21 protein-coding genes are annotated in these 24,488 nt (G+C 59.6%); 16 read left to right on the top strand and 5 right to left on the bottom strand.

Translation table 11 applies throughout. From position 1 onward, the window contains the following. Positions 1 to 74: 74 nt before the first annotated feature. Entirely contained in the window at positions 75 to 1,232 is a 1,158-nt protein-coding gene (locus tag AC0IXA_RS01780) for an alpha/beta hydrolase family protein (RefSeq protein WP_471811377.1), read from the bottom strand. A gap of 59 nt (positions 1,233 to 1,291) precedes the next feature. After that, complete coding sequence (locus AC0IXA_RS01775; RefSeq protein ID WP_122507406.1) at positions 1,292 to 2,254, bottom strand: LysR family transcriptional regulator; 963 nt, start codon at positions 2,252 to 2,254, stop codon at positions 1,292 to 1,294. Positions 2,255 to 2,511: 257 nt separating this feature from the next. Here AC0IXA_RS01775 and AC0IXA_RS01770 point away from each other — a divergent pair, with 257 nt between their 5' ends. The 13 genes from AC0IXA_RS01770 (at position 2,512) to AC0IXA_RS01710 (ending at position 18,164) form a co-directional block, all read left to right on the top strand. Continuing rightward, positions 2,512 to 3,453 (top strand): VOC family protein, encoded by a 942-nt coding sequence (locus tag AC0IXA_RS01770; RefSeq protein ID WP_471811375.1) that lies wholly within the window; start codon positions 2,512 to 2,514, stop codon positions 3,451 to 3,453. 14 nt (positions 3,454 to 3,467) lie between these two features. Beyond that, the gene (locus tag AC0IXA_RS01765) at positions 3,468 to 3,830 is read left to right on the top strand and encodes a Rieske (2Fe-2S) protein (RefSeq protein WP_122746190.1); all 363 of its coding nucleotides are present in this window, start codon (positions 3,468 to 3,470) and stop codon (positions 3,828 to 3,830) included. A 134-nt stretch (positions 3,831 to 3,964) separates the two neighbouring features. Further along, positions 3,965 to 5,101, top strand: a complete 1,137-nt coding sequence (locus AC0IXA_RS01760; RefSeq protein WP_471811373.1) for an FAD-dependent oxidoreductase — start codon at positions 3,965 to 3,967, stop codon at positions 5,099 to 5,101. Positions 5,102 to 5,157: 56 nt separating this feature from the next. Next, positions 5,158 to 6,855, top strand: a complete 1,698-nt coding sequence (locus AC0IXA_RS01755) for a DUF1302 domain-containing protein (protein WP_471811371.1) — start codon at positions 5,158 to 5,160, stop codon at positions 6,853 to 6,855. 12 nt (positions 6,856 to 6,867) lie between these two features. Beyond that, the gene (locus tag AC0IXA_RS01750) at positions 6,868 to 8,256 is read left to right on the top strand and encodes a DUF1329 domain-containing protein (RefSeq protein ID WP_471811369.1); all 1,389 of its coding nucleotides are present in this window, start codon (positions 6,868 to 6,870) and stop codon (positions 8,254 to 8,256) included. Between the two features lie 60 nt (positions 8,257 to 8,316). Further along, the gene (locus tag AC0IXA_RS01745) at positions 8,317 to 9,420 is read left to right on the top strand and encodes a WD40/YVTN/BNR-like repeat-containing protein (RefSeq protein WP_471811367.1); all 1,104 of its coding nucleotides are present in this window, start codon (positions 8,317 to 8,319) and stop codon (positions 9,418 to 9,420) included. A gap of 4 nt (positions 9,421 to 9,424) precedes the next feature. Continuing rightward, positions 9,425 to 11,899, top strand: a complete 2,475-nt coding sequence (locus AC0IXA_RS01740) for an efflux RND transporter permease subunit (RefSeq protein ID WP_471811365.1) — start codon at positions 9,425 to 9,427, stop codon at positions 11,897 to 11,899. Next, positions 11,889 to 13,136 carry an MFS transporter gene (locus tag AC0IXA_RS01735; RefSeq protein ID WP_471811363.1) on the top strand — a complete coding sequence of 416 codons (1,248 nt, stop codon included), beginning with the start codon at positions 11,889 to 11,891 and terminating at the stop codon, positions 13,134 to 13,136. The genes AC0IXA_RS01740 and AC0IXA_RS01735 overlap by 11 nt, the downstream gene beginning before the upstream one ends. 13 nt (positions 13,137 to 13,149) lie before the next feature. Further along, positions 13,150 to 13,731, top strand: a complete 582-nt coding sequence (locus AC0IXA_RS01730) for a cupin domain-containing protein (protein WP_471811361.1) — start codon at positions 13,150 to 13,152, stop codon at positions 13,729 to 13,731. Next, positions 13,728 to 14,711 carry a fumarylacetoacetate hydrolase family protein gene (locus AC0IXA_RS01725; protein WP_471811359.1) on the top strand — a complete coding sequence of 328 codons (984 nt, stop codon included), beginning with the start codon at positions 13,728 to 13,730 and terminating at the stop codon, positions 14,709 to 14,711. The genes AC0IXA_RS01730 and AC0IXA_RS01725 overlap by 4 nt, the downstream gene beginning before the upstream one ends. Before the next feature lie 9 nt (positions 14,712 to 14,720). Continuing rightward, positions 14,721 to 15,722: an NAD-dependent epimerase/dehydratase family protein gene (locus AC0IXA_RS01720; protein ID WP_471811357.1), complete on the top strand. Its 1,002-nt coding sequence runs from the start codon at positions 14,721 to 14,723 to the stop codon at positions 15,720 to 15,722. Beyond that, the gene (locus AC0IXA_RS01715) at positions 15,700 to 16,494 is read left to right on the top strand and encodes a cyclase family protein (protein ID WP_341637468.1); all 795 of its coding nucleotides are present in this window, start codon (positions 15,700 to 15,702) and stop codon (positions 16,492 to 16,494) included. Before AC0IXA_RS01720 ends, AC0IXA_RS01715 begins: the two co-directional genes overlap by 23 nt. A gap of 38 nt (positions 16,495 to 16,532) precedes the next feature. Continuing rightward, on the top strand, positions 16,533 to 18,164 hold the full coding sequence (locus AC0IXA_RS01710) for an arylsulfatase (RefSeq protein WP_471811355.1): 1,632 nt from the start codon (positions 16,533 to 16,535) through the stop codon (positions 18,162 to 18,164). 59 nt (positions 18,165 to 18,223) lie between these two features. Here the strand turns inward: AC0IXA_RS01710 and AC0IXA_RS01705 are convergent, their stop codons facing one another. Together AC0IXA_RS01705 and AC0IXA_RS01700 are read right to left on the bottom strand one after the other, a co-directional pair. Then, the gene (locus AC0IXA_RS01705) at positions 18,224 to 19,297 is read right to left on the bottom strand and encodes a Rieske 2Fe-2S domain-containing protein (protein WP_471811353.1); all 1,074 of its coding nucleotides are present in this window, start codon (positions 19,295 to 19,297) and stop codon (positions 18,224 to 18,226) included. 36 nt (positions 19,298 to 19,333) lie between these two features. After that, positions 19,334 to 20,287: a PDR/VanB family oxidoreductase gene (locus AC0IXA_RS01700; RefSeq protein ID WP_471811351.1), complete on the bottom strand. Its 954-nt coding sequence runs from the start codon at positions 20,285 to 20,287 to the stop codon at positions 19,334 to 19,336. Between the two features lie 293 nt (positions 20,288 to 20,580). Between AC0IXA_RS01700 and AC0IXA_RS01695 the strand changes: the two genes are divergently transcribed. Continuing rightward, positions 20,581 to 21,051: a MarR family winged helix-turn-helix transcriptional regulator gene (locus AC0IXA_RS01695; RefSeq protein WP_122692564.1), complete on the top strand. Its 471-nt coding sequence runs from the start codon at positions 20,581 to 20,583 to the stop codon at positions 21,049 to 21,051. Positions 21,052 to 21,233: 182 nt separating this feature from the next. On the opposite strand, the gene AC0IXA_RS01690 is transcribed toward AC0IXA_RS01695, so the two are convergent. Next, positions 21,234 to 21,626 (bottom strand): MerR family transcriptional regulator, encoded by a 393-nt coding sequence (locus AC0IXA_RS01690; protein WP_471811349.1) that lies wholly within the window; start codon positions 21,624 to 21,626, stop codon positions 21,234 to 21,236. Between the two features lie 74 nt (positions 21,627 to 21,700). Between AC0IXA_RS01690 and AC0IXA_RS01685 the strand changes: the two genes are divergently transcribed. Both AC0IXA_RS01685 and AC0IXA_RS01680 read left to right on the top strand, forming a co-directional pair. Then, complete coding sequence (locus AC0IXA_RS01685) at positions 21,701 to 22,780, top strand: SDR family oxidoreductase (protein ID WP_122692566.1); 1,080 nt, start codon at positions 21,701 to 21,703, stop codon at positions 22,778 to 22,780. A 226-nt stretch (positions 22,781 to 23,006) separates the two neighbouring features. Next, positions 23,007 to 24,461 carry a TrkH family potassium uptake protein gene (locus AC0IXA_RS01680; protein WP_212616354.1) on the top strand — a complete coding sequence of 485 codons (1,455 nt, stop codon included), beginning with the start codon at positions 23,007 to 23,009 and terminating at the stop codon, positions 24,459 to 24,461. Positions 24,462 to 24,488 lie beyond the last annotated feature (27 nt).

Raw genomic sequence — 24,488 nt, 5'->3', positions numbered from 1 at the left:
TTGAATCCGTTAATGCAAAACGCCGGACAATCGAAAGATTATCCGGCGTTTTTTTGGCGTGTTTTTTCAGTGGATCAAGCGGTGTGGCCGCCCAGAGTTTCGGCGACCCAGTCGGCAATGTAATGCCCGGCATTGATGCTGTTGTCGAAGCTCGAATGCTGCACGCCGCCTTCACGTTCGGTGAATATTTTCAGTTCACACTTTGGACTGTTGACCAGTTGTTCGTAGGTGCGATGCGCCCACTTCAACGGAATCTGCGAATCCTGCTCACCATGGGTCACCAGGAACGGCACCTTGATCCGGTCGAGCACGCCATCGAGGTGGACGTTTTCGGCGATGGTCATGAACTCTTCGACGTCCTTGGCGCCCCAGACCCAGCACACGTGCGCCCAATAATGCGGCACCGGGAAGCTGCCTTCCTTTTCCAGTCGACGCTTTTGCACATCACGCCAGTCATGGTTGGCGCCCCACACGACGCCGCAAGCGAAGCGTGGTTCGAAGGCAACCGCGCGCGGGCAGTAATAACCGCCCAACGAGACACCTTCGAGTCCAATGCGTGCAGCATCAACGTCGCTTCGGGTTTCCAGCCAGTCAACTACGCGACTGGCCCAGTGCTCACTGTCGAATCGTGCGGTCAGGCCATGCAGGCGCAGCGCTTCGCCGGTGCCGGGCTGGTCGATGATCAGCGAAGAGATGCCGCGTTTCGCCAGCCAGGCTGGCAGACCCACGCGGTATTTCATTTCTTTGGTCGAGTCCAGACCGTTGACTTGCACCAGTATCGGCGCAGGCCCCTCGACGCCTTCGGCGCGTATGAGCAAGCCGGAAAGATGTTTGCCCTCGTAGGGGATTTCTACCCGCTCACAGTTTTCACGCGACAGTTCGATGCCGCGCTTGAAGGTTTGCAGGAAGCGTTGATAGAGCTCGGTACGGCCCGGCGCGCCGTGCGCTTGCAGGCGCTCGCAGGTCAGATAATAGGTGGCGGCGCGGTTGTATTTTTCGCCAGCTGAGAGCATCCGGCCGTTGCCTTCGTCTTCTTCGGCCAGACCGCAGAGCTTGTCAGCCATTTTCGCCCACGTTTCGCGAAAGGCGCGGGTGCCGGCCGCGTCCGGCTGCTTGGCCGCCTCTTGCAGCGGGGCGCACATCTCTTCGATTTCGCCCATGCGGGCGCCCATTTCAATGGCCAGGTCGACAGAGAGATTCCAAACGTAGTTGGTCGGGAAATAGCGAAACATGATTATTGTTGTCCTTATGGTTGCCTTGGCATTTCCAAGGCACGTTAAGGATCACCCGACTAATTGGCCAATCGTGACGGCGGATACGAGGTATCGCGAGATACGATGGGCACGTGTTGCAGGTGCTGGATGGATTCGCTGATGCGTTCGCGCAGCCAGCGGTGCATCGGGTCGCCGTCAACGCTGCGGTGCCACAACATGTACTCGCGCATGACCGGAATTTTCACCGGCGGTGGCAGGATGCGCAGTGGCAGATAGTGCGCGTAGAGGTTCGCCAGACGTTGGTGCATCGTGGCGATGCGCTGCGTGCCGACAATCAGTTGCGGCAGGGTATTGAAGTCGCTGGTGATCACTTCAATGCGCCGATTGAAGCCGTATTGATTCATGAACCATTCTTCGATGCTCATATGCCGGGTACGGCCGAAGCCCACGGAGACATGGCCCATCTCCATGTATTGCTCAAGGGTCAGGGTGTCGCCGACTTGCGTATTGCCTTGCCACACCACGCACACATGTTCTTCCTCGAACAGCAGGCGCGAAGGGTGGCCGTCAATGATATAGCGCTCGGGAACAATCATCAGATCGACCTCGCCACGCACCAGCAACTCGCCGGAATTGTCGCTGGGGCCAAGCATTTCGAAGGTGATGTTGGGCGCTTGCTGATGAATGTTCTGGATCACCTGGGCGAACAGCACGCTGATCAGATAGTCCGAGGTCACCAAGCGAAAATGTCGCTTGCTGGTGGCCGGGTCGAACACCGGTTTGGCGGTAATCGAGGACTGAATCGTCAAAAGGACTTCACGCACCGGTTTGGCCAGTTCCGTGGCGTAGGGCGTGGGCTGCATCTTGCGCCCCACCTGAACCAGCAACTCATCCTCAAAGTAGGTGCGCAAACGCGCGAGCACGCCGCTGGTGGCCGATTGGGTCATGTGCAGGCGTTCGGCAGCGCGGGTGATGTTCTGCTCTTCGAGCAATACATCGAGCGCGACCAGCAGGTTCAGGTCCAGATGGTTGAAACGCATGGGCAGGTCCGTTCTTGTATTTATTTTCGCAATACATTCGAACGAATCCATCGGCGCGTCAACCTTCGTCGCAGGTATCGCGTTTGCCGATAGGTCGCATCCCGACTCGCGATTAGTCAGCTGCCAGCCCTTGCGCCAATCTTCGCCGCAGTCGGCCCTGCTGCCGACACCACCACCGGTTTCCAGTCAGGCCCGGCGCGCTGCAAGGCGTCCATGGCGGCAGTCACCGGATCATAATTTCAATGGAGTGGTAAGCCATGAACATCATTGGCCTTGATGCCCTGATTTTTGGCGTCGATGACATTCAAGCCTGCACCGATTGCCTGAGCGACTACGGCCTTGCGCCCGTCGGCGTTGACAGCAACGGCGGGCGTTTCGAAGCGCTGGACGGCACCGCCGTGATTATCCGTCGAGCCGACGATCCTGACTTGCCGGCGGCAATCGGCCCGGCGCCGTCGATTCGCGAGACGGTCTACGGGGTCGGCGCGATCAGCGATCTGGATGCCATCGAAGATGAGCTGGCCCGTGATCGTAGTGTCAGTCGTGATCAACACGGCGTGCTGCACAGCGTTGACGACATGGGTTTCGCGATCGCGTTTCAGGTTAGCGTACGCAAGCCGTACAGCGCACCGGAAGACCTGACCAACGCCGCCGGCCATGCGCCACAGCGGCCGCTCAACCAGCCGGGCATTACCCTCGATATGGGGGCTGTTCCGCGCACTTTGTCGCACGTGGTGTATTTCGTACCCGACGCAGCCAAAGCAGAAGCTTTCTACGCCGAGCGCCTCGGCTTTCGCACCACAGACACCTTCATTGGCGCCGGGCCGTTCATGCGTCCGGCAGGCTCTGATGATCACCATTGCCTGTTCATGATCCAGACCCCGCCGCACATGAAGGGCTGCGAACACTTCACCTTCCACATGGGCAGTGGCACCGAAGTGCTGCTGGCCGGGACGCGATTCGAGCAAAAGGGCTGGACCAGTTTCTGGGGCCCGGGCCGTCACCTGTTTGGCTCCAACTGGTTCTGGTACTTCAACAGTCCGCTGGGCTGCCACATCGAATACGACGCCGACATGGACAGGCATGATGACGCCTGGGAGGCCCGTCGCGCGCCGCTGTCGGCGGATAATTCGCAGCTGTTCCTGTTCAGCGCCAAAGAAAAATGGGCCCCGGGCGGACCACCGCCAAAACTCGGTTGAGGCCGGCGCTGATCATGAGCGGTATTGCGCAGCCACTGTGTCGGCTGGACGAACTGGAGGAGGGCCGGGCGCGCGGGTTCGACCCGTTGGCGCAGGGACGCGACAGCGTGTTTGCCTTGCGTCATGACAATCAGGTGCGGGTCTATCGCAACCGTTGTCCGCATCTGGACGTGCGCTTGGAGTATCGCAAGGACCGCTTCATGTCCGCCGATGGCCAGTTGATCGTCTGCTACGCCCACGGTGCGCAATTTCTGCCGGCAACGGGCGAGTGCATCTACGGCCCTTGCCTGGGCCAGACGCTGGAGGCGCTGCCGAGTTGCGAGAAGGACGGCTGGCTGCTGGTGCAAATGCCTGAAGAGTTGCCGCTGCCGGGATAAATCGAGGTATCGCGTACGGCGATACATCGCATCCTTACTCGCGATTAGTCAAATCCCTGCATTGCCGGGAAGCTTCACCCAACGATGCCGTGCCCGACGCAGCATCGATCACAAGAATAAAAAGAGAGAACACCATGAGTGCAGTGAACAACGTTCTGATCGTGGGCGGTGGTATCGGCGGCTTGTGTGCGGCCATCGCCTTGCGGCGTAAAGGTATCGAGGTCGATCTGATCGAGCTCAAGTCCGAATGGACAGTCTACGGCGTCGGGATTATTCAACAGAGCAACGTCGTCCGAGAAATGGCCAAGCTGGGCGTTCTCGACGGCTATCTCGATGCTGCTTATGCCTTCGAAGACGTCGCCATCTACGGGCCCGGCGGACAGCAACTGGCGCGCATTCCGGGTCAGCGACTGGCCGGCCCGCAATACCCTGCCAACGTCGGCATTTCCCGCTTGGCGCTGCACAAAGTCCTCAGCGAAACCGCCCTGCAACTCGGTGCCAACGTGCGTTTGGGCCTGAGTGTGGAAACGCTGCACGACGACGGCACAGAGGTGGACGTGTTGTTTACCGATGGCAGTCAAGGCAGCTACGACCTGGTGGTCGGCGCCGATGGTCTGTTCTCGAAAGTCCGCAGCCTGGTTTTTGGCGATGCCTACACCCCGCGTTTCACTGGTCAGTCGGTGTGGCGCTACAACTTTCCCCGCGCACCACAAATCGATCATCTGGCCAACTATCAAAGCGCTGACGGCAACGCCGGGCTGGTGCCGCTGGCCGGTAATTTGATGTACCTGTTTCTGACGTCCCACGAACCGTCCAATCCGTGGATGGATCCTGCCGAGCTGGCTGCGCAGATGCGCCAGCGCCTGCAAGGCTTTACCGGGCTGATCGGCGAACTGCGCGAGCAAATCACCGACAACAGCCAGGTCGTCTACAAGCCGATGGAAGTGGTGTTCGTCGATGAGCCGTGGCATCGCGGACGCGTCCTGCTGATCGGCGATGCGGCCCATGCCACCACGCCGCACCTCGGTCAAGGCGCCGGCATGGCCATCGAAGACGCGATTGTGCTCAGCGAAGAACTGACTCGCGAGCAGTCCGCCTCCACCAGCGTCGGACAGCAGCTGCAGCGCTTCATGGCGCGGCGCTTCGAACGTTGCAAATACATCAGCGAAAGCTCGGTGCTGGCCGGCGACAAGGAAATGCAACACGACCGCGCCTTCGATCGCATTGGTCTGGTCAAGCAAATGCTCGCGCGCACTGCCGAGCCAATCTAAGCCCATCTGCAACGCATCCACAGCAGTTACCACTATAAAAACAAGAGGTTAACGCGATGGTTAGTTCTACGACTGCGGCGCTCGCGCGTCGCCCGGTCTGCTCGTCTGCACCCTTTGGTTTGAGCGTTGCTGCGCTGCTGGTGCTGTGCAGCCAGGCCGCTCAGGCTTTCGACATCGATACCGGCAACCCGGATTTCAAGCTGCGCTGGGACAACACGATCAAGTACAGCGCTGCCTGGCGCACGCAGAATCCGAGCAGCAAGTTGACCGAGGGTCAGGTGGCGCTCAATCAGGACGATGGCGATCGTGCCTTTAAAAAGGGCCTGATCTCCAATCGCACCGACATCCTCTCGGAGCTGGATCTGTCGTTTCAGGATTTCGGCGCACGTTTGAGCGGCGCAGCGTGGTACGACAGCGAGTACCAGGGCAACAACGACAATAACGATCCCTCCCGCGCCAACGCACGTTCGGAGGGCTACGACGAGTTCACCGACGACACCCGTCATTTGCACGGTGGTGACGGCGAAATCCTCGACGCGTTCGTCTACTGGAACGGTGAACTGGCCGACCGCGCAACGTCGGTGCGCGCCGGCCGTCATGGTCTGATCTGGGGCGAGAGCCTGTTCTTCGGCGCCAACGGCATTGCCGGTGGCATGGCCCCGGTGGACGTGGTCAAGGCGCAGTCGGTGCCGAACACGCAGTTCAAGGAAATCACCCGTCCGGTCAATCAACTGTCGGGCACCTTCCAACTGACTGACGACGTATCGCTCGGCGCGTACTACCAACTCGAATGGGAAGAAACCCGCCTGCCTGCCGCTGGCAGTTATTTCTCCACTAGCGACACCATTGGCGAAGGCAATGAGCGCTTGATCGTCGGTGCGCCGTTTCCGGCATTCCTTGGCGGCAACCCGGCCAGTCCCGCCGCGTTTTTCCACGGTAATGACAAGGAAGCGCGCAGTTCGGGGCAGGGCGGTTTGCAGCTGAAATACAGCGCTGAGACCGTCGAGTACGGTCTCTATGCCATCCAGTACCACGACAAGACGCCGAAGCTGTATCTGAAACCGTCGACGGCGGCGCCGAACTTCAGCACCGGCCAGATCGGCGAGTACTACTGGGTTTACCCCGAAGATATTCGCGCGCTGGGCGCGAGTTTTTCCACCACCGTGGACGAATACAGCTTCGCCGGTGAAGCGTCGATGCGCTGGAACATGCCGCTGGTTTCGAACGGTCAGACCGTGCTGCCCGGCGTCATTGCCGACAACGATGATGACGCGCTCTACGCCGTGGGTCGCACCGCTCACGTCAACTTGAACGTGTTGGCATCGTTTGGTCCCAACTTCATCGCCCGTGAGTCCGGACTGGTTGGCGAAGTGGCGTGGAACCGCCTGCTCAGCGTCACCAAAAATCGCGCCGCGCTGGACCCGAACGCCACCGATGATGGCCTGGGTTTCAAAGTCGTCTACACGCCGACGTACCGCCAGTTGTTCTCCGGCATCGATATCAGCATTCCGGTCGGCGTCAGTTATTTCCCGCTGGGCAAATCAGCGGTGGTCAGCTCGTTCGGCCCGGACAACGGTGGCGACATCAACATCGGCATCACCGCCACTTACCTCGATCGCGTCACGGCCGGCCTGACCTACACGCATTACTACGGCGCCGAGGACACCAATCTCAACGGCCTCAGCCAGTTCAATTACAAGCAATCGCTGAAGGATCGGGATTACCTCGCCTTCTCCGTCAAGACCACGTTTTAAGAGGACTTGCGCATGACTTCTCACCACCACAATCGCTTCCCACGGATGAAGGCCCTGTGCTTTGCCTTGCTCGGAACGCTGACTGTCCTGAGTCAGGTTGCAACTGCGGCCACCGCAGAAGAGGCGGCCAAACTGTCGAGCAGTCTCACGCCAATGGGTGCCGAGCGCGCAGGCAATGCCGACGGCAGCATTCCAGCCTGGCAGGGCGGTTACACCAAGGTCGACCCCGCGTACAAACCGGGCGGCAAACGCAGCGATCCGTTTGCGGCCGACAAGCCGCTGTTCAGCATCACCTCGAAAAACCTGGCGCAATACGCTGGCAAGCTCAGCGATGGCACCAAGGAAATGTTCAAGCGTTTTCCCGACACCTATCGCATCGACGTCTATCCGACTCGTCGCTCGGCCGCCGCGCCGCAATGGGTGTACGACAACACTCTGAAAAACGCGACCCGCGCCAAACTGGTCGACAGCAGCGCTGGACCGGTGCCCGAAGGTGCGTTTGGCGGTATTCCATTCCCGATTCCGCATAACGGCGCCGAAGCCATGTGGAACCACATCCTCAACTGGCGCGGCACGTCACTGGCCATGCACTTTCGCCATTACCTGATGACTGCAGACGGCAAACAGGTGATGACCACCGACGGCCAGGCGATCCAGGACATGCCGTATTACTACCAGGACGGCACGCCGGAAAGCTTCGCCGGTGATTACTGGCTGTTCCGCCTGCTGAACGTCGGCCCGCCGTTGCGTGCCGGGGAGCAAATCATGGGGCGCACCAATATCAACGGCGACAAGTCCCAGGCCCACGTCTATCTGACCGGCCAGCGCCGCGTGCGCAAGTTGCCGAATGCCTGCTGCGACACACCGACACCGGCAACCGCCGGGGTGATGTCGTTCGACGAGTTGAGCGTGTTCCAGGGGCGCATCGATCGCTTCGACTGGAAACTGGTCGGCAAGCAGGAAATGTATATCCCCTACAACACCAACAAAGTCCTGACCGCCGGCAAACCGGAAGACCTGTTTCTGGCCCATCACATGAATCCCGATTACGTGCGCTGGGAATTGCACCGCGTGTGGGTAGTAGACGCCGAACTCGCGCCGGGCAAACGTCACCAACTGCCGAAGGGCCGTTACTACCTCGACGAAGATACCTGGCAAGCCATGCTCGGCGATCGCTGGGACGCCAACGGCCAACTCGCCAAAACCTTGTGGTCGCTACCGGCCGTGCTGCCGGATCTGCCAGCGCAGGCGCAGCTGTCTTCGGGTTTCTACGACCTGACCTCCGGCGCCTGGTTTATCCAGAACGTCTACACCGGCCTGCCTGAGCAGTACGGCGTGGTCGATCGCTACAAAGCGTCTGAATTCTCGCCGGCGGCGATGGCGGGTGCCGGGGTTCGTTGAATCGGGCCGGATCGCGACACGCGGTGGCGATCCGGTTTCACAGGTGGTTTCGAGGTCGGTATGAACAGAATCTGTCAGGTGCTCGGGCGGTTGTTAGCGTTACTGGCGCTGTCTTGCGTATTACCCGTGAGCCAGGCTCAGGCTGCTGTTGTCGGTGATGTATTGCACACCCCGGCGATGCGCGCGCCGCAGGCCCGGCAAGCGGTCTTGCTTGATCTGGCGCGGGCAGGTGCGCGGTTGGTGGCGGTCGGCGAGCGAGGCATCGTCTTGCTCTCCGATGACAACGGTATCAATTGGCGGCAGGCGCAGGTGCCGGTCTCCGTCAGCCTTACGGCGGTGCAATTTGTCGATGCGAACACGGGCTGGGCGGTCGGCCATGCCGGTGCGGTGCTGGTCTCCCATGACGGTGGCGAAAACTGGGCTGTGCAGATGGACGGTAACCACGCTGCGCAACTGGAGTTGGACGCCGCACAAGAGCAACTGCCGACAGCCACTGACCCCGACGCAGCGGCGGCGCGCGTGCAAACCGCCGAACGGATGGTCAGCGAAGGCGCGGACAAACCGTTTCTGAGTCTCAAGTTCACCGATGCGCGTCACGGCCTGATCGTCGGCGCCTACGGCCTCGCGTTTACCACCGAGGACGGCGGGGTGAGCTGGCAGTCGCTGATGGGCCATATCGACAATCCGATGGGCGCGCACCTGTATGCCATCGCGCAACAAGGCGAGCGTTGGTTCATCGCCGGCGAGCAAGGCTACGTGGCGCGTTCCGAGGACGGTGGACAATCTTTCGTCGCGCTCGACAGCCCGTACAGCGGCAGTTTCTTCGCCCTGCAAGTACGCGATGACGGCGCGCTGCTGGCGGCAGGACTGAAAGGCAACGCGTTCATTTCCACCGACGACGGCAACAGCTTCGTGCCCGCGCCCGTACCGATGCCGGTGTCCTTCAGTGAAGCGATTCGCACCGCCGACGGCCAGCTGTTGTTGGTCAATCAGGCGGGCGCAATGTTTCGCACCTCGGGTGATGCACCCACCCTGCAGCCTTTCGGCAAACCGCTGGGCAAACCGATTGCCAGTGTCGTGCAGGCCGCCGATGGCAGCCTGGTGCTGGCCGGTTTCACCGGGTTGACGCGGCTTGCATCGCCCACTGCTACAGCTTCGGAGTGAGGTTATGAAACCATTCGACAACGCCACGGCCAGCCTGGCGAGTTTCGACCCGCGCTCCGGCTCGGTCGTGGAACGCACTTTGTTCAATCACCGGTTGTGGGTGTTGCTGGTGTGCCTGGTGACCACGCTGTTCTTGGGCTATCAGGCCACGCGTGTCGAGCTGAACGCCAGTTTCGAAAAGATGATTCCCACGCAACAACCTTACATCGCCAATTATCTGCAACATCAAAAGCAGCTCAGCGGTCTGGGCAACTCCTTGCGCATCGTTGTCGCCAATCGCCAAGGCGATATCTACAACGCTGACTATCTGAAAACCTTGCAGGCCTTGAGCGACAAGCTTTACCTGCTGCCGGGCGTTGATCGCGCCTACATGAAGTCGCTGTGGACGCCGGCAACGCGTTGGGTCGCAGTGACTGAAGACGGGCTGGATGGCGGCCCGGTGATTCCGGACGATTACGCTGGCACCCCGGCCAGTCTCGAGGCCTTGCGCCGCAACGTGCAGCGCTCAAACGAGCTCGGCCAACTGGTGGCGTTCGATCAAACCTCGAGCATCATTTACGTGCCGTTACTGGCGACGACTGCAGACGGCCAGGCGCTGAATTACTCGGTGCTGTCGGAGCAACTGGAGGCGTTGCGCAGCGAGTACCAGAACGACAGGATCGACATTCACATCACCGGTTTCGCGAAAAAGGTCGGCGACCTGATTGCCGGGCTCAAGCAGATCCTGTTGTTTTTCGCCGTCGCGATCCTGATCACCACCGCTGTGCTGTTCTGGTACACACGCTGCCTGCGCAGCACGGTGCTGGTGGTGTTCTGCTCATTGGTAGCGGTGGTCTGGCAGCTGGGTCTGTTGCCGTTGCTCGACTATCAGCTGGATCCGTATTCGGTACTGGTGCCGTTTCTGGTGTTCGCCATCGGCATGAGCCACGGCGCGCAGAAAATGAACGGCATCATGCAGGACATCGGTCGCGGCATGCACCGGGTCGTTGCCGCACGTTTCACCTTTCGCCGGCTGTTCCTGGCCGGGCTGACGGCATTGTTGTGCGACGCAGTGGGTTTTGCCGTGCTGATGCTGATCAAGATCCAGGTTATTCAGGATCTGGCTGTGATCGCCAGCATCGGTGTGGCGGTGCTGATTTTCACCAACCTGATTCTGCTGCCGGTGTTGCTGTCCTATGTCGGCGTAACGCCGCGCGCGGCGCAACTGAGCCTCAAAAGCGAGCAGAACGATCAGGCCGGCGCGCGGCGTCATGGCTTCTGGCGTTTTCTCGATCTGTTTACCCGACGTCGCTGGGCCAGCCTGTGCATTGCCATCAGCCTGGCGTTGGCGGCATTGGGTTTTGTGGTCAGCCTGCAATTGAAGATCGGTGATCTGGATGCCGGTGCACCGGAGCTGCGTGCTGACTCGCGCTACAACCAGGACGATGCGTTTCTGACCCGGCATTACGGTGCCAGCAGTGATTTGTTCGCGGTGATGGTCAAGACCCCGGCCGGGCAATGTGCGCGTTACGACATCCTTGCCAAGGTCGATGCGCTGGACTGGCAACTGCGCGCGCTGCCGGGGGTGGATTCGACCAACTCGCTGGCCTTGCTCAACCGGCGCATGCTGGTTGGCCTCAGCGAAGGCAGCGCCAAGTGGTACGAGCTGCAGAACAATCAGGCGATGCTCAACATGATCACCGCCAGTGCGCCACGCGGCTTGTACAACGAGGATTGCAGCCTGCTGACGCTGTACGCCTATCTCACCGACCACAAGGCTGAAACGCTGACGCGGCTGGTCGAGCACGTCGAGCAATTCGCCGCTGCCAATAACAACAATGATGTGCAATTCCTCCTGGCAGCGGGCAATGCCGGCATCGAAGCGGCGACCAATATCGTGGTCAAACAAGCCAATCGCGAGATGCTGTTCTGGGTCTACGGGGCGGTGATCGTCCTGTGCCTGATCACCTTTCGTTCGTGGCGCGCCACGCTGTGCGCGGTGATTCCACTGATGGTCACCTCGATCCTCTGCGAAGCATTGATGGTCTGGCTGAACATCGGCGTGAAGGTCGCGACGTTGCCGGTGATCGCGTTGGGTGTTGGCATTGGCGTCGACTATGCGTTGTACGTGATGAGCATCCTGCTCGGTCATTTGCGCCAGGGCGCGAGCCTGTCAGAAGCCTATTACCGCGCACTGGTGTCCACCGGCAAAGTGGTGATGCTCACTGGCATCACACTCGCGATTGGCGTGGCCACGTGGATTTTCTCGCCAATCAAATTCCAGGCTGACATGGGCGTGCTGCTGGCGTTCATGTTCGTCTGGAACATGGTCGGCGCGCTGCTGCTGTTGCCAGCGCTGGCGTACTTCCTGCTGCCTGCTCGGCGCACGAACACTGACGCAGAAACGCCGGCGGAGGCAATCAATCAGGCCGTGCCGTCGCGAGCCGTCGCGCTAGGTGTTCATCAGTCGCGTCATCGGGAGACCTGTCATGGCCGTTGAGTCTTCATTTGAAAACAGCGGCCGTCGCGCCGGTTTGACGCAATCGTTGCTGTTGCTGCTCGGCAGCTGTCTGCCCGTGCTTGGCGCGGTATTGCTTGCACCGGTATTACCGCGCATGCAGGCACATTTTGCCGATGTCGCGGGCAGCACCGTGCTGGTGCCGATCGTGCTGACCCTGCCGGCATTGATGATTGCGCTACTGGCGCCGTTTGCCGGGGTCATCGCTGATCGGCTCGGACGCAAACCGCTGTTGTTGGCGAGCATGGCCCTGTACACGCTCTGCGGTGTGCTTCCACTTTGGCTGGATTCGCTGCCGGCGATTGTCGCCAGCCGGGCCGGGATCGGTCTGGCGGAGGCGGGGATCATGACCTGCTGCACGACGCTTATGGGCGACTACTACAGCGGCGCCCGACGCGAGCGCCTGTTTGCACTGCAAATGGTCGCGACGTCGCTCTCTGCTGCGGTGTTTATCGCGCTGGGTGGTTTTCTCGGACAGGACGACTGGCGCACGCCGTTTGCGCTGTACGCGGTCGGGCTGATTTTCCTGCCGCTGATGGCGTGGAAACTCTGGGAACCGCAACCCCTCGTGCAATCGGCGGCAACGGCATCTGTGTCAGCCCCGCGCGCATTTCCATGGCGGGCACTGACGCCCCTGTATGCATTGTCGCTGCTCGCGGGCCTGAGCCTGTTCATCGTGCCGGTGCAGGCTGGCTACTTGCTCAACTTGTTGCACGTGGATGCGCCGCAGCAGATCGGCATGACCATGGGCGCCAATCAACTCGGTGTCCTCGCCGGGGCCTTGAGTTTTCGCCTGTTGAGCGGTCTGCGCAGCCAGCATGTGTTGCTGATTGCCTATGGCCTGGCCGGTATTGGCGGCTTGTTGATGGCCGCCGCCGGCAGTCACGCGCAAGTAGTGGTCGCAGTCTTGGTGAACGGGCTGGGCATCGGCCTGATGTTGCCGACTTTGATCACCTGGATCATGGCGCAAGTCGGCTTTGATCAGCGCGGGCGAGCGGCGGGGTGCTTCACCGCGGCGATTTTTGCCGGCGAGTTCATCAGCCCGCTGGTGGTACTCGCCATCACTTCCGGGGCTTCCACGGCGTTGCCTCAAGCACTCGCCATGATCGGTTGGCTGCAATTGGTCGTGGCGCTGTTTTGTCTGTCCGTGCCGAGGCTCGGTGGACTGTTGACCCACAGCCATGTCGGCGGTCACGACTCCATCGGCAACGGCCACTGAACGAGGATTTTCCATGCAAGCGCTTCCCCAATTCAAACGCGTGGTCACCGGGCATGATGCCCATGGCCGCGCGGTCGTCGCCAGTCTCGGAGCAACCGCCAACGTCTTCGCACTGCAAGCGGTGCCAGGCACTGTGTTTCATGAAATATGGAACAGCAGCGGCAGTCCGGCACTGCTCGACAATGCCGATGACCCAACCAGCAAACCCTTACAACTGAGCCCCGGCCCGCTGGGCAGTGTGATTCGTGTCGTCGACATTCCGCCAGACAGCGTGCAAAACCAGGTCAGCGATGCCGCTGCTGCGGCCGCGTTTGCCGAGATTGGCCAGGCGCGTGCCGGCACCGGCCAAGCGAACTCGCGGCACAAACTGATGCACCGCACTGAAACCCTCGATTACGGCATCGTCACTGAAGGCGAGGTCTGGCTGGTGCTCGACGATACCGAAGTCCATCTCAAACGCGGCGATGTGGTGGTTCAGCGCGGCACCAATCACGCGTGGAGCAACCGTACCGAGGCCATGGCGCGCATGGTCTTTATCCTGCTGGACGGGCGTTTCGCTGCGCAATTGCAAAACTGCCCGGGAGAAAAATCATGAAGCTCGCAACCTTGAAAAACGGTAGCCGTGACGGCCAGTTGGTGGTGGTTTCGCGCGACATGGCCCGGGCGGTGGACGCCCGTTCGGTAGCGCCGACCTTGCAGCAAGCCATCGAAAACTGGGCTGAAGCCGAGCCGCGTTTGCAAGCCCTGGCGCGTGAGCTTGAAAACCATGATTGCCGCGAGGCCTTTGCCTTCGACCCCGCGCAGGCGATGGCACCGTTGCCGCGCGCTTATCAATGGTGCGATGGCTCGGCGTTTCTCAGTCACGGCGCACTGATGCAGAAAGCGTTCAACCTCGACCCGATTGAAGGCGCCGACCGCACGCCGTTGATGTACCAGGGCGCCGGTGATGACTTCATCGGCGCACACGATGACATCGAACTGCCGAGCGAAAGCCAGGGCATCGATTTCGAAGGCGAATTTGTCGTGCTGGTCGATGATGTGCCGATGGGGTGTTCGGCGGAAAACGCGTTGCAGCACATCAAGCTGATCCTGCAGATCAATGATGTCAGCCTGCGTGCACTGGCGCCGCGAGAAATGCGCACCGGGTTCGGTTTCCTGCAAGCGAAACCGTCCTCCAGCTTTGCCCCGCTGGCGATTACCCCGGATGAACTCGGTGAAGCCTGGCGTGATGGGCGTGTGAATTTGCCGCTGCAAGTGCAATGGAACGGCGAGTGGTTTGGCCAGCCGCACGGCGCGCAAATGAACTTTCACTTTGGCGAGCTGATCGCTCACGCGGCCCTGACCCGTCGCTTGCGCGCCGGCACGCTGATCGGTTCCGGCACGGTGTCGAACGCCGAGCGCAACGTCGGCTCGGCGTGCATCGCCGAACGTAGGGCCATTGAGATGATCGAGCAGGGCGCGCCGGTGACAGGCTTCATGCGTTTCGGTGATCGCGTGCGCATGGACGTCACCGGCAGCGATGGCCAGTCACTGTTTGGTGCAATCGATCAACGCGTCGTCAAGGCCCACGGCTAAGGAACGCCCATGCGTGTACTGATTACCGGAGCCAATGGCTTTGTCGGTCGCGAACTGCTGCGTTGTCTGCTCGCACGCGGCAGTTTGCGCGGGCAAGTCATTCGTTCGTTGCTGGTGCTGGACACTGACGTCCAAGGCCTGCCCGACGACCCGCGCCTGCGTCGGCACAGCGGCAGCGTGAAGGATGCAGCGTTGATGCGCCGGGTCTTGGCCGATGGCATTGATGTGGTGTTTCACCTGGTCAGCATTCCCGGCGGAGCAGCGGAGGCGCATTACGAATCGGGTTATCAGGTCAACCTGCTGGCCAGCCTCGAACTGCTTGATCAACTGCGCAACAAGGCGCGACCTCCGGTGTTGGTGTATACCAGCAGCGTTGCGGTGTACGGCGCCGATCTGCCGGCAAAGATGAACGAACAGGCTGAACTGCAACCGCAATTGTCATACGGCGCACACAAGATGATGGTCGAGCGGGCGCTGATCGATCTGGGTCGGCGCGCTGAAATCGACAGCCGTGCGGTGCGCCTGCCGGGCATTGTCGCGCGCCCGCGCGAACCTAACGGCTTGCGCTCGGCCTTCATGAGCGACTTGATGCGTGCGTTTGCCGAGGGCGCTGACTATTGCTGCCCGGTATCACCGCAAGCGACGGCGTGGTGGATGTCGGCGCGCTGTTGCGTGAACAACCTGATCCACGCCGCCGAACTGGACGCCGCCGCCGCGCAACAGCGGGTCTGGCAGCTGCCGGTGCTGCATTTGTCCATCGCCCAAGTCATCGATGCACTAGCGGCAACTTACGGCGAGCAACGCCGTGCGCTGATCAGTTTCGCCGCTGATCTTGAGCTCGAAACCCTGTTCGGGCGCATGCCGCCCTTGAAAACCCCGCAGGCCCGCGCTGCCGGTTTCTGCCATGACGGCAACGTCGCCACGCTTATTCGCAACGCCCTCAATCCAGCCCCTTTTCGGCATCTGCCGTTGAACGGAGACACGCCTCATGTCACAGCCCATCCAGCGTAAACGTCGTTTGGTCGACCTTTCGGTGACCCTCGATAACAACCCGTACACGGATCCGCCGCCGCTGTTGCCGAAAATCGATTACATGGATCACCAGCAAGGCTGGCCCGAGATGGCGGCGATGTTCCCGGGGTTGCAGCTTGAGCAGATGCCCGGCAATGAATCATGGGCCGCCGAGCGTTTGCAGATCACCACTCACAGCGGCACCCACATGGATGCGCCGTGGCACTACGCCTCGACCACCGATGGCGGCGAGCCGGCGTTTGGCATTGATGAGTTGCCGCTTGACTGGTGTTTGCAGCCGGGGGTCAAACTGGATTTTCGCCACTTGCCTGACGGTCACGTGGTGACGGCAGAAGAGGTCGAAGCGGAACTGGCGCGCATCGAGCACACGTTGCAACCGCTGGATATCGTGCTGGTCAACACACGCGCCGGGGCACTGTTTGGCCAGCCGGGTTACCTCGATGCCGGCATCGGCATGGGGCGCGAAGCGACGATGTATCTGCTGGAGCGTGGCGTGCGCGTGGTCGGCACGGATGCCTGGAGCTGGGACGCGCCGTTCAAATACACGCGTGAGCGTTTTGCTGCCAGCGGCGATGCCTCGATCATCTGGGAAGGGCACAAGGCCGGGCGCGATATCGGCTACGGGCAAATGGAAAAACTGGCCAACCTCGAGTCCCTGCCAGCGAGCGGCTTCACGGTGTCGTGCTTTCCTTACAAGATCCGCCATGCGTCTGCAGGTTTCGTGCGTGCGGTGGCTATTTTCGAAGAGTGAGTTCCGGACACTCCTTCAACAACAATAAGAGAAAAACGATGGCTCTATCGCGATTACCGCTGACGGCACTTTTTTGCGCCCTGACAATGGGCGGCGGCATGGCCATGGCGGCCAGCCAACCGAATATTCTGCTGATCGTGGCGGACGATCTCGGATATTCGGATCTGGGCAGCTATGGCGGAGAGATTCACACCCCCAGGCTGGATGAACTGGCTCAACAGGGCGTGCAATTCACCAGCATGTACGCGGCGCCGACCTGTTCCATCACTCGATCGATGTTGCTGTCCGGCACTGACAATCACTTGGTCGGACTGGGCACCATGGCCGAAGCCTTGCAACCGTTTCAACAGGGTAAACCGGGGTATGAAGGGTTCCTGAACGGGCGCGCCTACTCGGTTGCCGAGCTGCTCAAAACGGGCGGCTACAACACGCTGATGGTCGGCAAATGGCATCTGGGTCTGGAAACTGATCAAGGCCCGGACCGACGCGGTTTCGAGCAGTCGTTCACCTTGCTGGAAGGCGGGGCGACGCACTTCAAACCCGCCAGCGTTGCACCGACGCCTTTGGAGCAAGTGCATTACCGTGAAAACGGCCAGTCGGTAGAGGTTCCCGAGACGTTCTACTCCACAGACTTTTACACCGACAAGCTGATTAGCTACCTGCAAAACACCCAACGCCAGGGCAAACCGTTTTTTGCCTATGCCGCCTACACGTCACCGCACTGGCCGTTGCAAGCGCCTAAGGAGTACCTGGACAAATACCGCGGCCGCTTCGACCAGGGCTACGACACGGTGCGTTCGTCGCGCATTGAGCGGCTGAAAAAACTCGGCCTGGTGGACAAGGACTTTCAGCCGGCGCAACCGTTGCCCGTAAACCCGAGACTGCCCGGTTGGCAGCAGCTCACGGCTGAGCAGCAGAAAATCGAAGCGCGGAAAATGGAGATCTACGCGGCAATGGTCGACAACCTCGACCACAACATTGGCCGGGTTATGGACTACCTGCGCCAAAGCGGCCAGTACGACAACACGGTGATCGTCTTCATGTCCGACAACGGCGCAGCGGCGGAAAATCATGCGCAGTTCTATCCGCCCGGGGTGAACACCGATAACAGCCTGGCCAATCTGGGCCAGCGAGGCTCGCAGATCGACTATGGGTTGCGTTGGGCGGAAGTCAGTGCCGCGCCTTTTCACTTGTTCAAGGGCACCACGGCCGAAGGCGGAATCAGTGTGCCGGCGATCATTCAACTGCCCAAGACACTGCGTCGTCAGGGCGTAGAAAGGGGCTTGGCACGGGTGGATGATCTGGCACCGACATTCCTTGATTTGGCGGGCATCGCCTTGCCGAGCGAAGCGGACAAACACCCGATCACCGGCCGATCCATCCTGCCAATGCTTGTAGGCAAGGGCAGCCCTCACGACGCTGAGAGTCTGGCCGGAGAGTTGTTCGGCAATGCTTATTATCGTGAGGGCAACCTCAAATTGTTGGGCATGCGCCCGCAAGCGGGGTTCGGTGACCATGCGCAGCCGCCGCAATGGCAGTTGTTTGATGTTGCCCAGGATCGTGGTGAAACCCATGACCTGGCGGCGGCTCAACCGCAGACGGTCGAACGGCTCAAAGCCGCATGGCTCAAGTATGCCGAGCGGGTCGGCGTAGCTTTTCCGCCGCGTTAGTACGGCAGAGGCTTTGAACACAGTGGACGGCATTTGCCGCCGCCACTGTGTTGCGGCCATCAACTTGTCGGATTGCGCAGTCGCTCGATGATTCTACGAGCACGATTGGCTCCGACGTCGACGTGAATATCAATCATCGGGCGAGTACCGAACCGGCACATGTTCTGGTATTGCGCTTCGATCACCACTTTGTCTTCGTCGAACGTCAATCGCGTCTGATGCAGAACTTTGGCTGTGACGGCCTCGGGATCATGTTCAGGGTTGGTGGCCATGGTCCAGAAGTAGTGGCTTGTGGTGTCTGTTTCCGGTGTTACGCCGTGAAAGCCGCGCATATGAAACCCACCTCGATCCGGGTTGTTCAGATCGTCCGTGCCCGTGTCTATCGCGCCGGTCCAGATGCGCAGGTGATTGAAGTGAAATTCGATCTCCTGCCAGCGGTCGATGTTGCCTTTGAACGGGTAGGCCGCGGTGTAGGTCGGCGGCGGAACGGAATCGGGCATGTGACGAACCACGCGAACCATTGAGTCGTCGCCGTCCACACTCATCTGCGCGTTCATGTGAATACTGGCGTTGCCGCCAATGGTGTGCAGATGGACATAGCCCAGGTGACTGAGGTCCATGAGGTTGTCGTGGATGAGTTGATAGGGCGCGTCGTAGTGATAGACATCACCGTCGAACAGGTACTTACCGCTGCTGTGCACATCGTAGACCGGTGGCGCGAATGTCGGCTGCGGATGCTCAGCGCTGCCAAACCAGATCCAGATGATCTGATCCTGCTCCCGGACAGGGTAGGCAGGCACTTTGGCTTTGCTCGGGATCTTGTCCTGTCCCGGAATTTCGATGCATTTCCCGCCTTCATTGAATAGCAGACCGTGATATCCGCAGCGCAACCCGCGTGCTTCCACCGTGCCGCCGGACAGAGGCAATGCACGATGGCAGCATCGGTCTTCCAGCGCGGCGACCTGGTTATCCTCCGTGCGAAAAAGCACCACCGGTTTGTTCAGTAACGTGCGGCCAAGAGGCTGGTCTTTCAGTTCCCGGCTCAAGGCCGCGACATACCATTGATCTAAGGGGAAGCTCGGCGCAGTAGCTGGGGCAATTTCATGTGCGAGGGGTTGGGCAGCGGTTGTCATGATGTTCTCCGGCGAGCGGTCGATGCTCGGTTCAGGTCAAAGATCCAATACCAGACGGGGCGATTTGGCACGTGAGCAGCAGGGGGTGAAACGGTCGTTGGCAGCGTGTTCGGCGGCGGTCATGAACTGGTCACGGTGATCGCCAATGCCTTCGAGCAAGCCCGTGACACAGGTGCCGCAGACGCCTTGCTCGCACGATGACTCGATGGCAATCCCGGCTTCATCGAGCACTTCGAAAACAGTGCGATCGGCGGGGATGTAAAAAATCTGCCCTGTGCTCGCAAGCTGGACTTCGAAAGGCGAATCAGCGCTTGCATCTACAGGTGCGGCGGCGAAAAACTCTCTGTGCACACGATCTTCGGGCCAGCCAGCGGCCTGCGCGGTGTCGAGGATGAAATTCATGAAGCCGGCCGGACCGCACACGTAGAGGTGAGTTGTAGTGTCTGGCGCGGCGAGGAGGGTGGTCGCATCGAGTTTCTGTTCGGGCGCGCCGCTGTCGTCATGCATATACACGTGGTTTGCGAATGGCGCTTGCCGCAGGTATTGGATAAACGCGGCACGCTCGCTGGATCGAAAGCAGTAACGCAGCTCGAAATCCGCACCTTGATGATGCAGTTCATGAGCCATTGCCAACATCGGCGTAACGCCGATACCGCCGCCAAACAGCAGGTGACGCTTCGCCGATTCGGCGAGTGGGAAGAGGTTGCGTGGTTCGCTGATGCTGAGTGTCTGTCCCTGACTGATGGTGTCGTGCATCGCGTTGGAACCGCCGCGTGAGGCAGGATCCTTCAGCACACTGATTACGTAGCGATGACGTTCTTTGGAATCATTGCACAGCGAGTATTGCCGGGTGAGGCCGCCGGCAATGTGGATGTCGATGTGAGCGCCGGCGTTGAATGGTGGTAACGGCCGACCGTCCGCTGCGCACAGCTCGAAACTGCAAATACCCTCGACCTCGACGACCTTGCGGGTGACGTTGACTTGAAGCATGACTTCTCCCTCCACATTGAAGTGGCTGCTGAAAAACGAGCGGTAAAAAAGGGGGCGAGCGGGTGACGAATCAGCCGGGCGCGAAGAAGTAGAAACGGTGGGAAATCATGGGCGCCACGGAAGGGCAAGGCTGGCGAGAGTTCATAAGCAAGACCTGTTAATTATTTTTTTGAGGTTGTGCTACGGCGTATCATGCGGCGCATTGTCCGCAATGTTTGGCTGAGTAAATCCTCAGATAAATTGGTTGCGGTGTCAACCAAATTACAAGATCTTCGATCTACGGTGTTTTCTCGATGGCTACCGATACACAACTGAACCTGTCGCGTTATGTACCTGGCCTGGTGACGTTCCTGGCGAACAAACTCGCCACCGGGGCTTCCCAGTGCTATCGCAAACACTTCGGGATTGGCGTGGTTGAATGGCGGATGCTTTCAATGCTGGCCGTGGAATCCGACATCACCGCCAATCGAATCTGTCAGGCGATCGGTCTCGACAAGAGCGCTGTCAGTCGTTCATTGCAAACGCTGGAAGCAGCGGGGCGGATCACCAGTCAGCTGGATCCCAAGGATGCACGGCGTTACACCGTGCGATTGACGGCCAGCGGCAAAGAACTGCATGACCGTGTACTCAAAGTTGCGTTGGAGCGAGAGTCGCGCCTGCTCAGCGGACTGACCCCGGCTGAGGTCGACACGTTGATTGACTTGCTTGGGCGCCTGCATCTGCAAGTGCCCAATGTGAACAGTTACGACCCGAGTGAGGAGTGAGTCTCGGCAGACAGCAGCGTGGAATTGGCGTTGAAAGCTGCTGCGCGGTGCGAGTTGCCGGACTGCTGATATCTGCTGTGCATGGGTGTACACGTCTAGCCGAACGCCTGAATTCCGCCCATCGTGACTCAAAGAAACCGGCCAGCAATGATCACCATGATGCACCTGGAAAACGTGCTGATTTAATGATTGGAGGAGTTGCTCAGTCGCTGAAGCTCAAGTTGCCTGGCGGCACTGGCTTCCAGGGTTGCACGCTCTTCATCCAGATACCGATAAATGCTTTGGAGGTTGCCGATTTTCTGTTTGATGTCTGCCATCTTCTTTTCAATCAGCTTCGCACCTTCAGCACAATCGATCAGCTTGTTCCGCTGCGCATCCAGAATCTCGCCTATTTCCCCCAGAGAAAACCCCATGCTTTGCGCCCGCTGGATAAAGTCCAGATCCTGCAGAGTTTGCTCGTTGTAAACGCGATAGTTGTTGGTTTGCCGCAGCGGTGAGATCAGGCCGATTTGCTCGTAGTAACGCAACGTATGGCGGCTGGTGACGCTGCGCGCTTCGAGTTCGCCGATTTTCATGCAAACACCGCTTGACTGTAGAGTAGGGTCGATACTTTACGCTTGATTTCTCACCTTCAACAAGGAACAGGGAAATGAGCGTGGAGTGCTTTGTCACAGGAGGGACTGGTTTCATCGGTCAACATTTAGTGGCGAACCTGAGTGCGAAAGGTCACATCATTCGGGTATTGATGCGTCGCCCGGAGCGACTGGCCGCCTTGCGCGAGCAAGTTGATAATTTGGGTGGGTGCGCAAACCAGGTATTCGCCGTAGCTGGCGATCTGGAACAAGACAACCTCGGGCTGAGTGTTGCTGACCGAGAAGTGCTGAGGCGCGCCAGCGTCATATTCCACTTGGGTGCCCACTTCGCATGGGGGCTTTCAGTGGAACACTCTCGAGCGGTGAACGTAGAAGGGGCAAAGCGGGTGGCGCTGTTGGCGGCTGAGCAAAAAAGCCGTTTAGTGATGATCGGCGGCTACATGCTGAAAAATCATGAACACCTGCAACGCATCGGAATTGACGCTCGTTATCCGCAACGGACGAATTGGCCTGCCGTCTACCGGCGTGTCGGTGGTTACGAAGGAAGCAAGCTGGAAGCGCATTTTGCGACCCTGGAGGTCATGGCAGCCAAGGGCGGGGAATTTACTGTTGTCCATCCTGCGACGGTCTGTGGCCACAGCCGCACAGGGCATATCCTTGACGGTCAGCCGCTGGTGGAGCTGATACGCAACCTTGTGCAGGGCAAGTTGACTGCGGTGCCCGGCACCGCCAAGCACTGGCTTCCACTGGTCACCGTGGACTACCTGGTTGAACTGGTGGCAGTTTGTGCGTTTGATCCTGCCATGGTGGGTCAGGAACTGCTGGCGCTTGATGACCAGACGCCAAACTTGCGAGATCTCCTGAAACAGGTTGCACAACCTTTGGGATTAAAGTCTCCCAAGCATCACATTTCACTTCGATTGTTGAAGCTGCTACTGAGTATTCCTCCCGTCGCGTGGTTCTTGAATACAAAACCCGAAGCTTTGGACTTTATCCAGACCACTCGTTTTAGTACGGCGGCGGTTGAGCAATTTGCCAACAGGCATGGAATAGCTAAACCGGATATACGACAGTCTTTGCAGCACACTGCAATGTTCGTCAACACGTATTGCATAGCCAAGGGCCAGCCCCTCTGACCTCTGGCGACACAAAGGCGAATAGCGCTGTATCGTCAAAGGGAGTCTGCTACACGTGCAGTACTGCGCGCTCAAGCCCTTCTCTGATTACGAGAGACTCGTTTCCTCCTGATCAGCGCAGATCCCGCAGCCTGCCTGATTGCAGGTCAAAATTTTACGGAGAATTTACGCAGTCTTTATTGAGGGCATCCGATACTGCGCGGCGCTAATTTGGAACGGTATCGTGATGTCCCTCGCAGCAATTCGGCTTATCGGCTTCATCTTGGGTATTTTTCTGATCACCCTGGCGGTAAGCATGGCTATACCCATGATGACGCTGGTGGTCTATGAGCATAGCGACGATCTGTCGGCCTTTCTCTGGTCGAGTCTGATTACCTTCATCTGTGGTCTGCTGTTGATCGTGCGAGGGCGTCCGGAGACCGGCAATCTTCGGCCCAGGGACATGTACCTGCTGACTACCGCGAGCTGGGTTGTTGTGTGCGCCTTCGCAGCGTTACCCATGGTTTTCATCAGCGATATCAGCTACACCGATGCGTTCTTTGAAACGATGTCGGGCATCACAACCACTGGCTCGACGGTACTCACCGGTCTGGATAGCGCCTCTCCCGGCTTGTTGATCTGGCGTTCCATGCTGCATTGGTTAGGCGGCATCGGTTTTATCGGCATGGCCGTCGCGATTCTTCCGCTCTTGCGAGTCGGCGGCATGCGTCTTTTCCAGACAGAGTCCTCGGACTGGTCGGAGAAAGTGACACCACGTTCTCATGTCGCAGCCAAGTACATCCTTTTGCTCTATCTGGGCCTGACGGGTGTCGGCACTTTGGCGCTCTGGCTCGCAGGAATGACCCCATTCGAAGCGATCAACCACGCAATGTCGTTGATCTCTACCGGCGGGTTCTCGACGTCGGACTCCTCCCTCGGGCACTGGGAGCAGCCAGCAATTCACTGGGTGGCGGTAGTCATCATGATTCTGGGCAGCCTGCCATTCACCTTGTACGTCGCAACCTGTCGCGGCAATCGGCGTGCGCTGATCAGGGACCACCAGGTACGCGGGTTTATTGGATTCCTGCTGGTCACATCGTTGGCGGTAGGTACCTGGCTGTATTTGCACAGCGACTACGGATGGTGGGACGCGTTTCGTATCGTAGCGGTCAATGTGACCTCGGTGGTCACGACCACCGGAGTTGCGGTTGGCGATTACACCTTGTGGGGCAGCTTTGCTGTTTTGCTGTTTTTCTATCTGACCTTCGTCGGTGGCTGTTCCGGCTCAACGGCAGGCGGGCTGAAAATCTTCCGTTTTCAGGTGGCTGCCGCGCTCCTGGTCAGCAGTTTGAAGCAGTTGATCCATCCCCGAGCCGTGATTCAGAAAAAATACAACGGCCATCCCATCGACGAGGAAATCGTCCGTTCGCTGCTGACCTTCTCGTTTTTTTTCACCATCACGATTGCCGCCATCGCTTTGGGCCTGGCGCTGATCGGGCTTGATTGGATTACCGCCCTGAGCGGCGCCGCTACGGCGGTGTGTAACGTCGGCCCCGGCCTGGGCACAATCATCGGCCCGGCAGGTAATTTCTCGTCACTGCCGGATGCGGCCAAATGGCTACTCACCGTTGGCATGCTGCTAGGCAGGTTGGAAATCCTGACGGTGTTGGTGCTCGTGACCCCGGTCTTCTGGAGATATTGAGCCAGGTAGTCGTTGGCAGAGACGCCG

The sequence above is a fragment of the Pseudomonas sp. AC083 genome (assembly GCF_979253165.1).
Note: the sequence above shows the minus strand (reverse complement) of the source record. Positions and strands in the feature narration are given on the sequence as shown.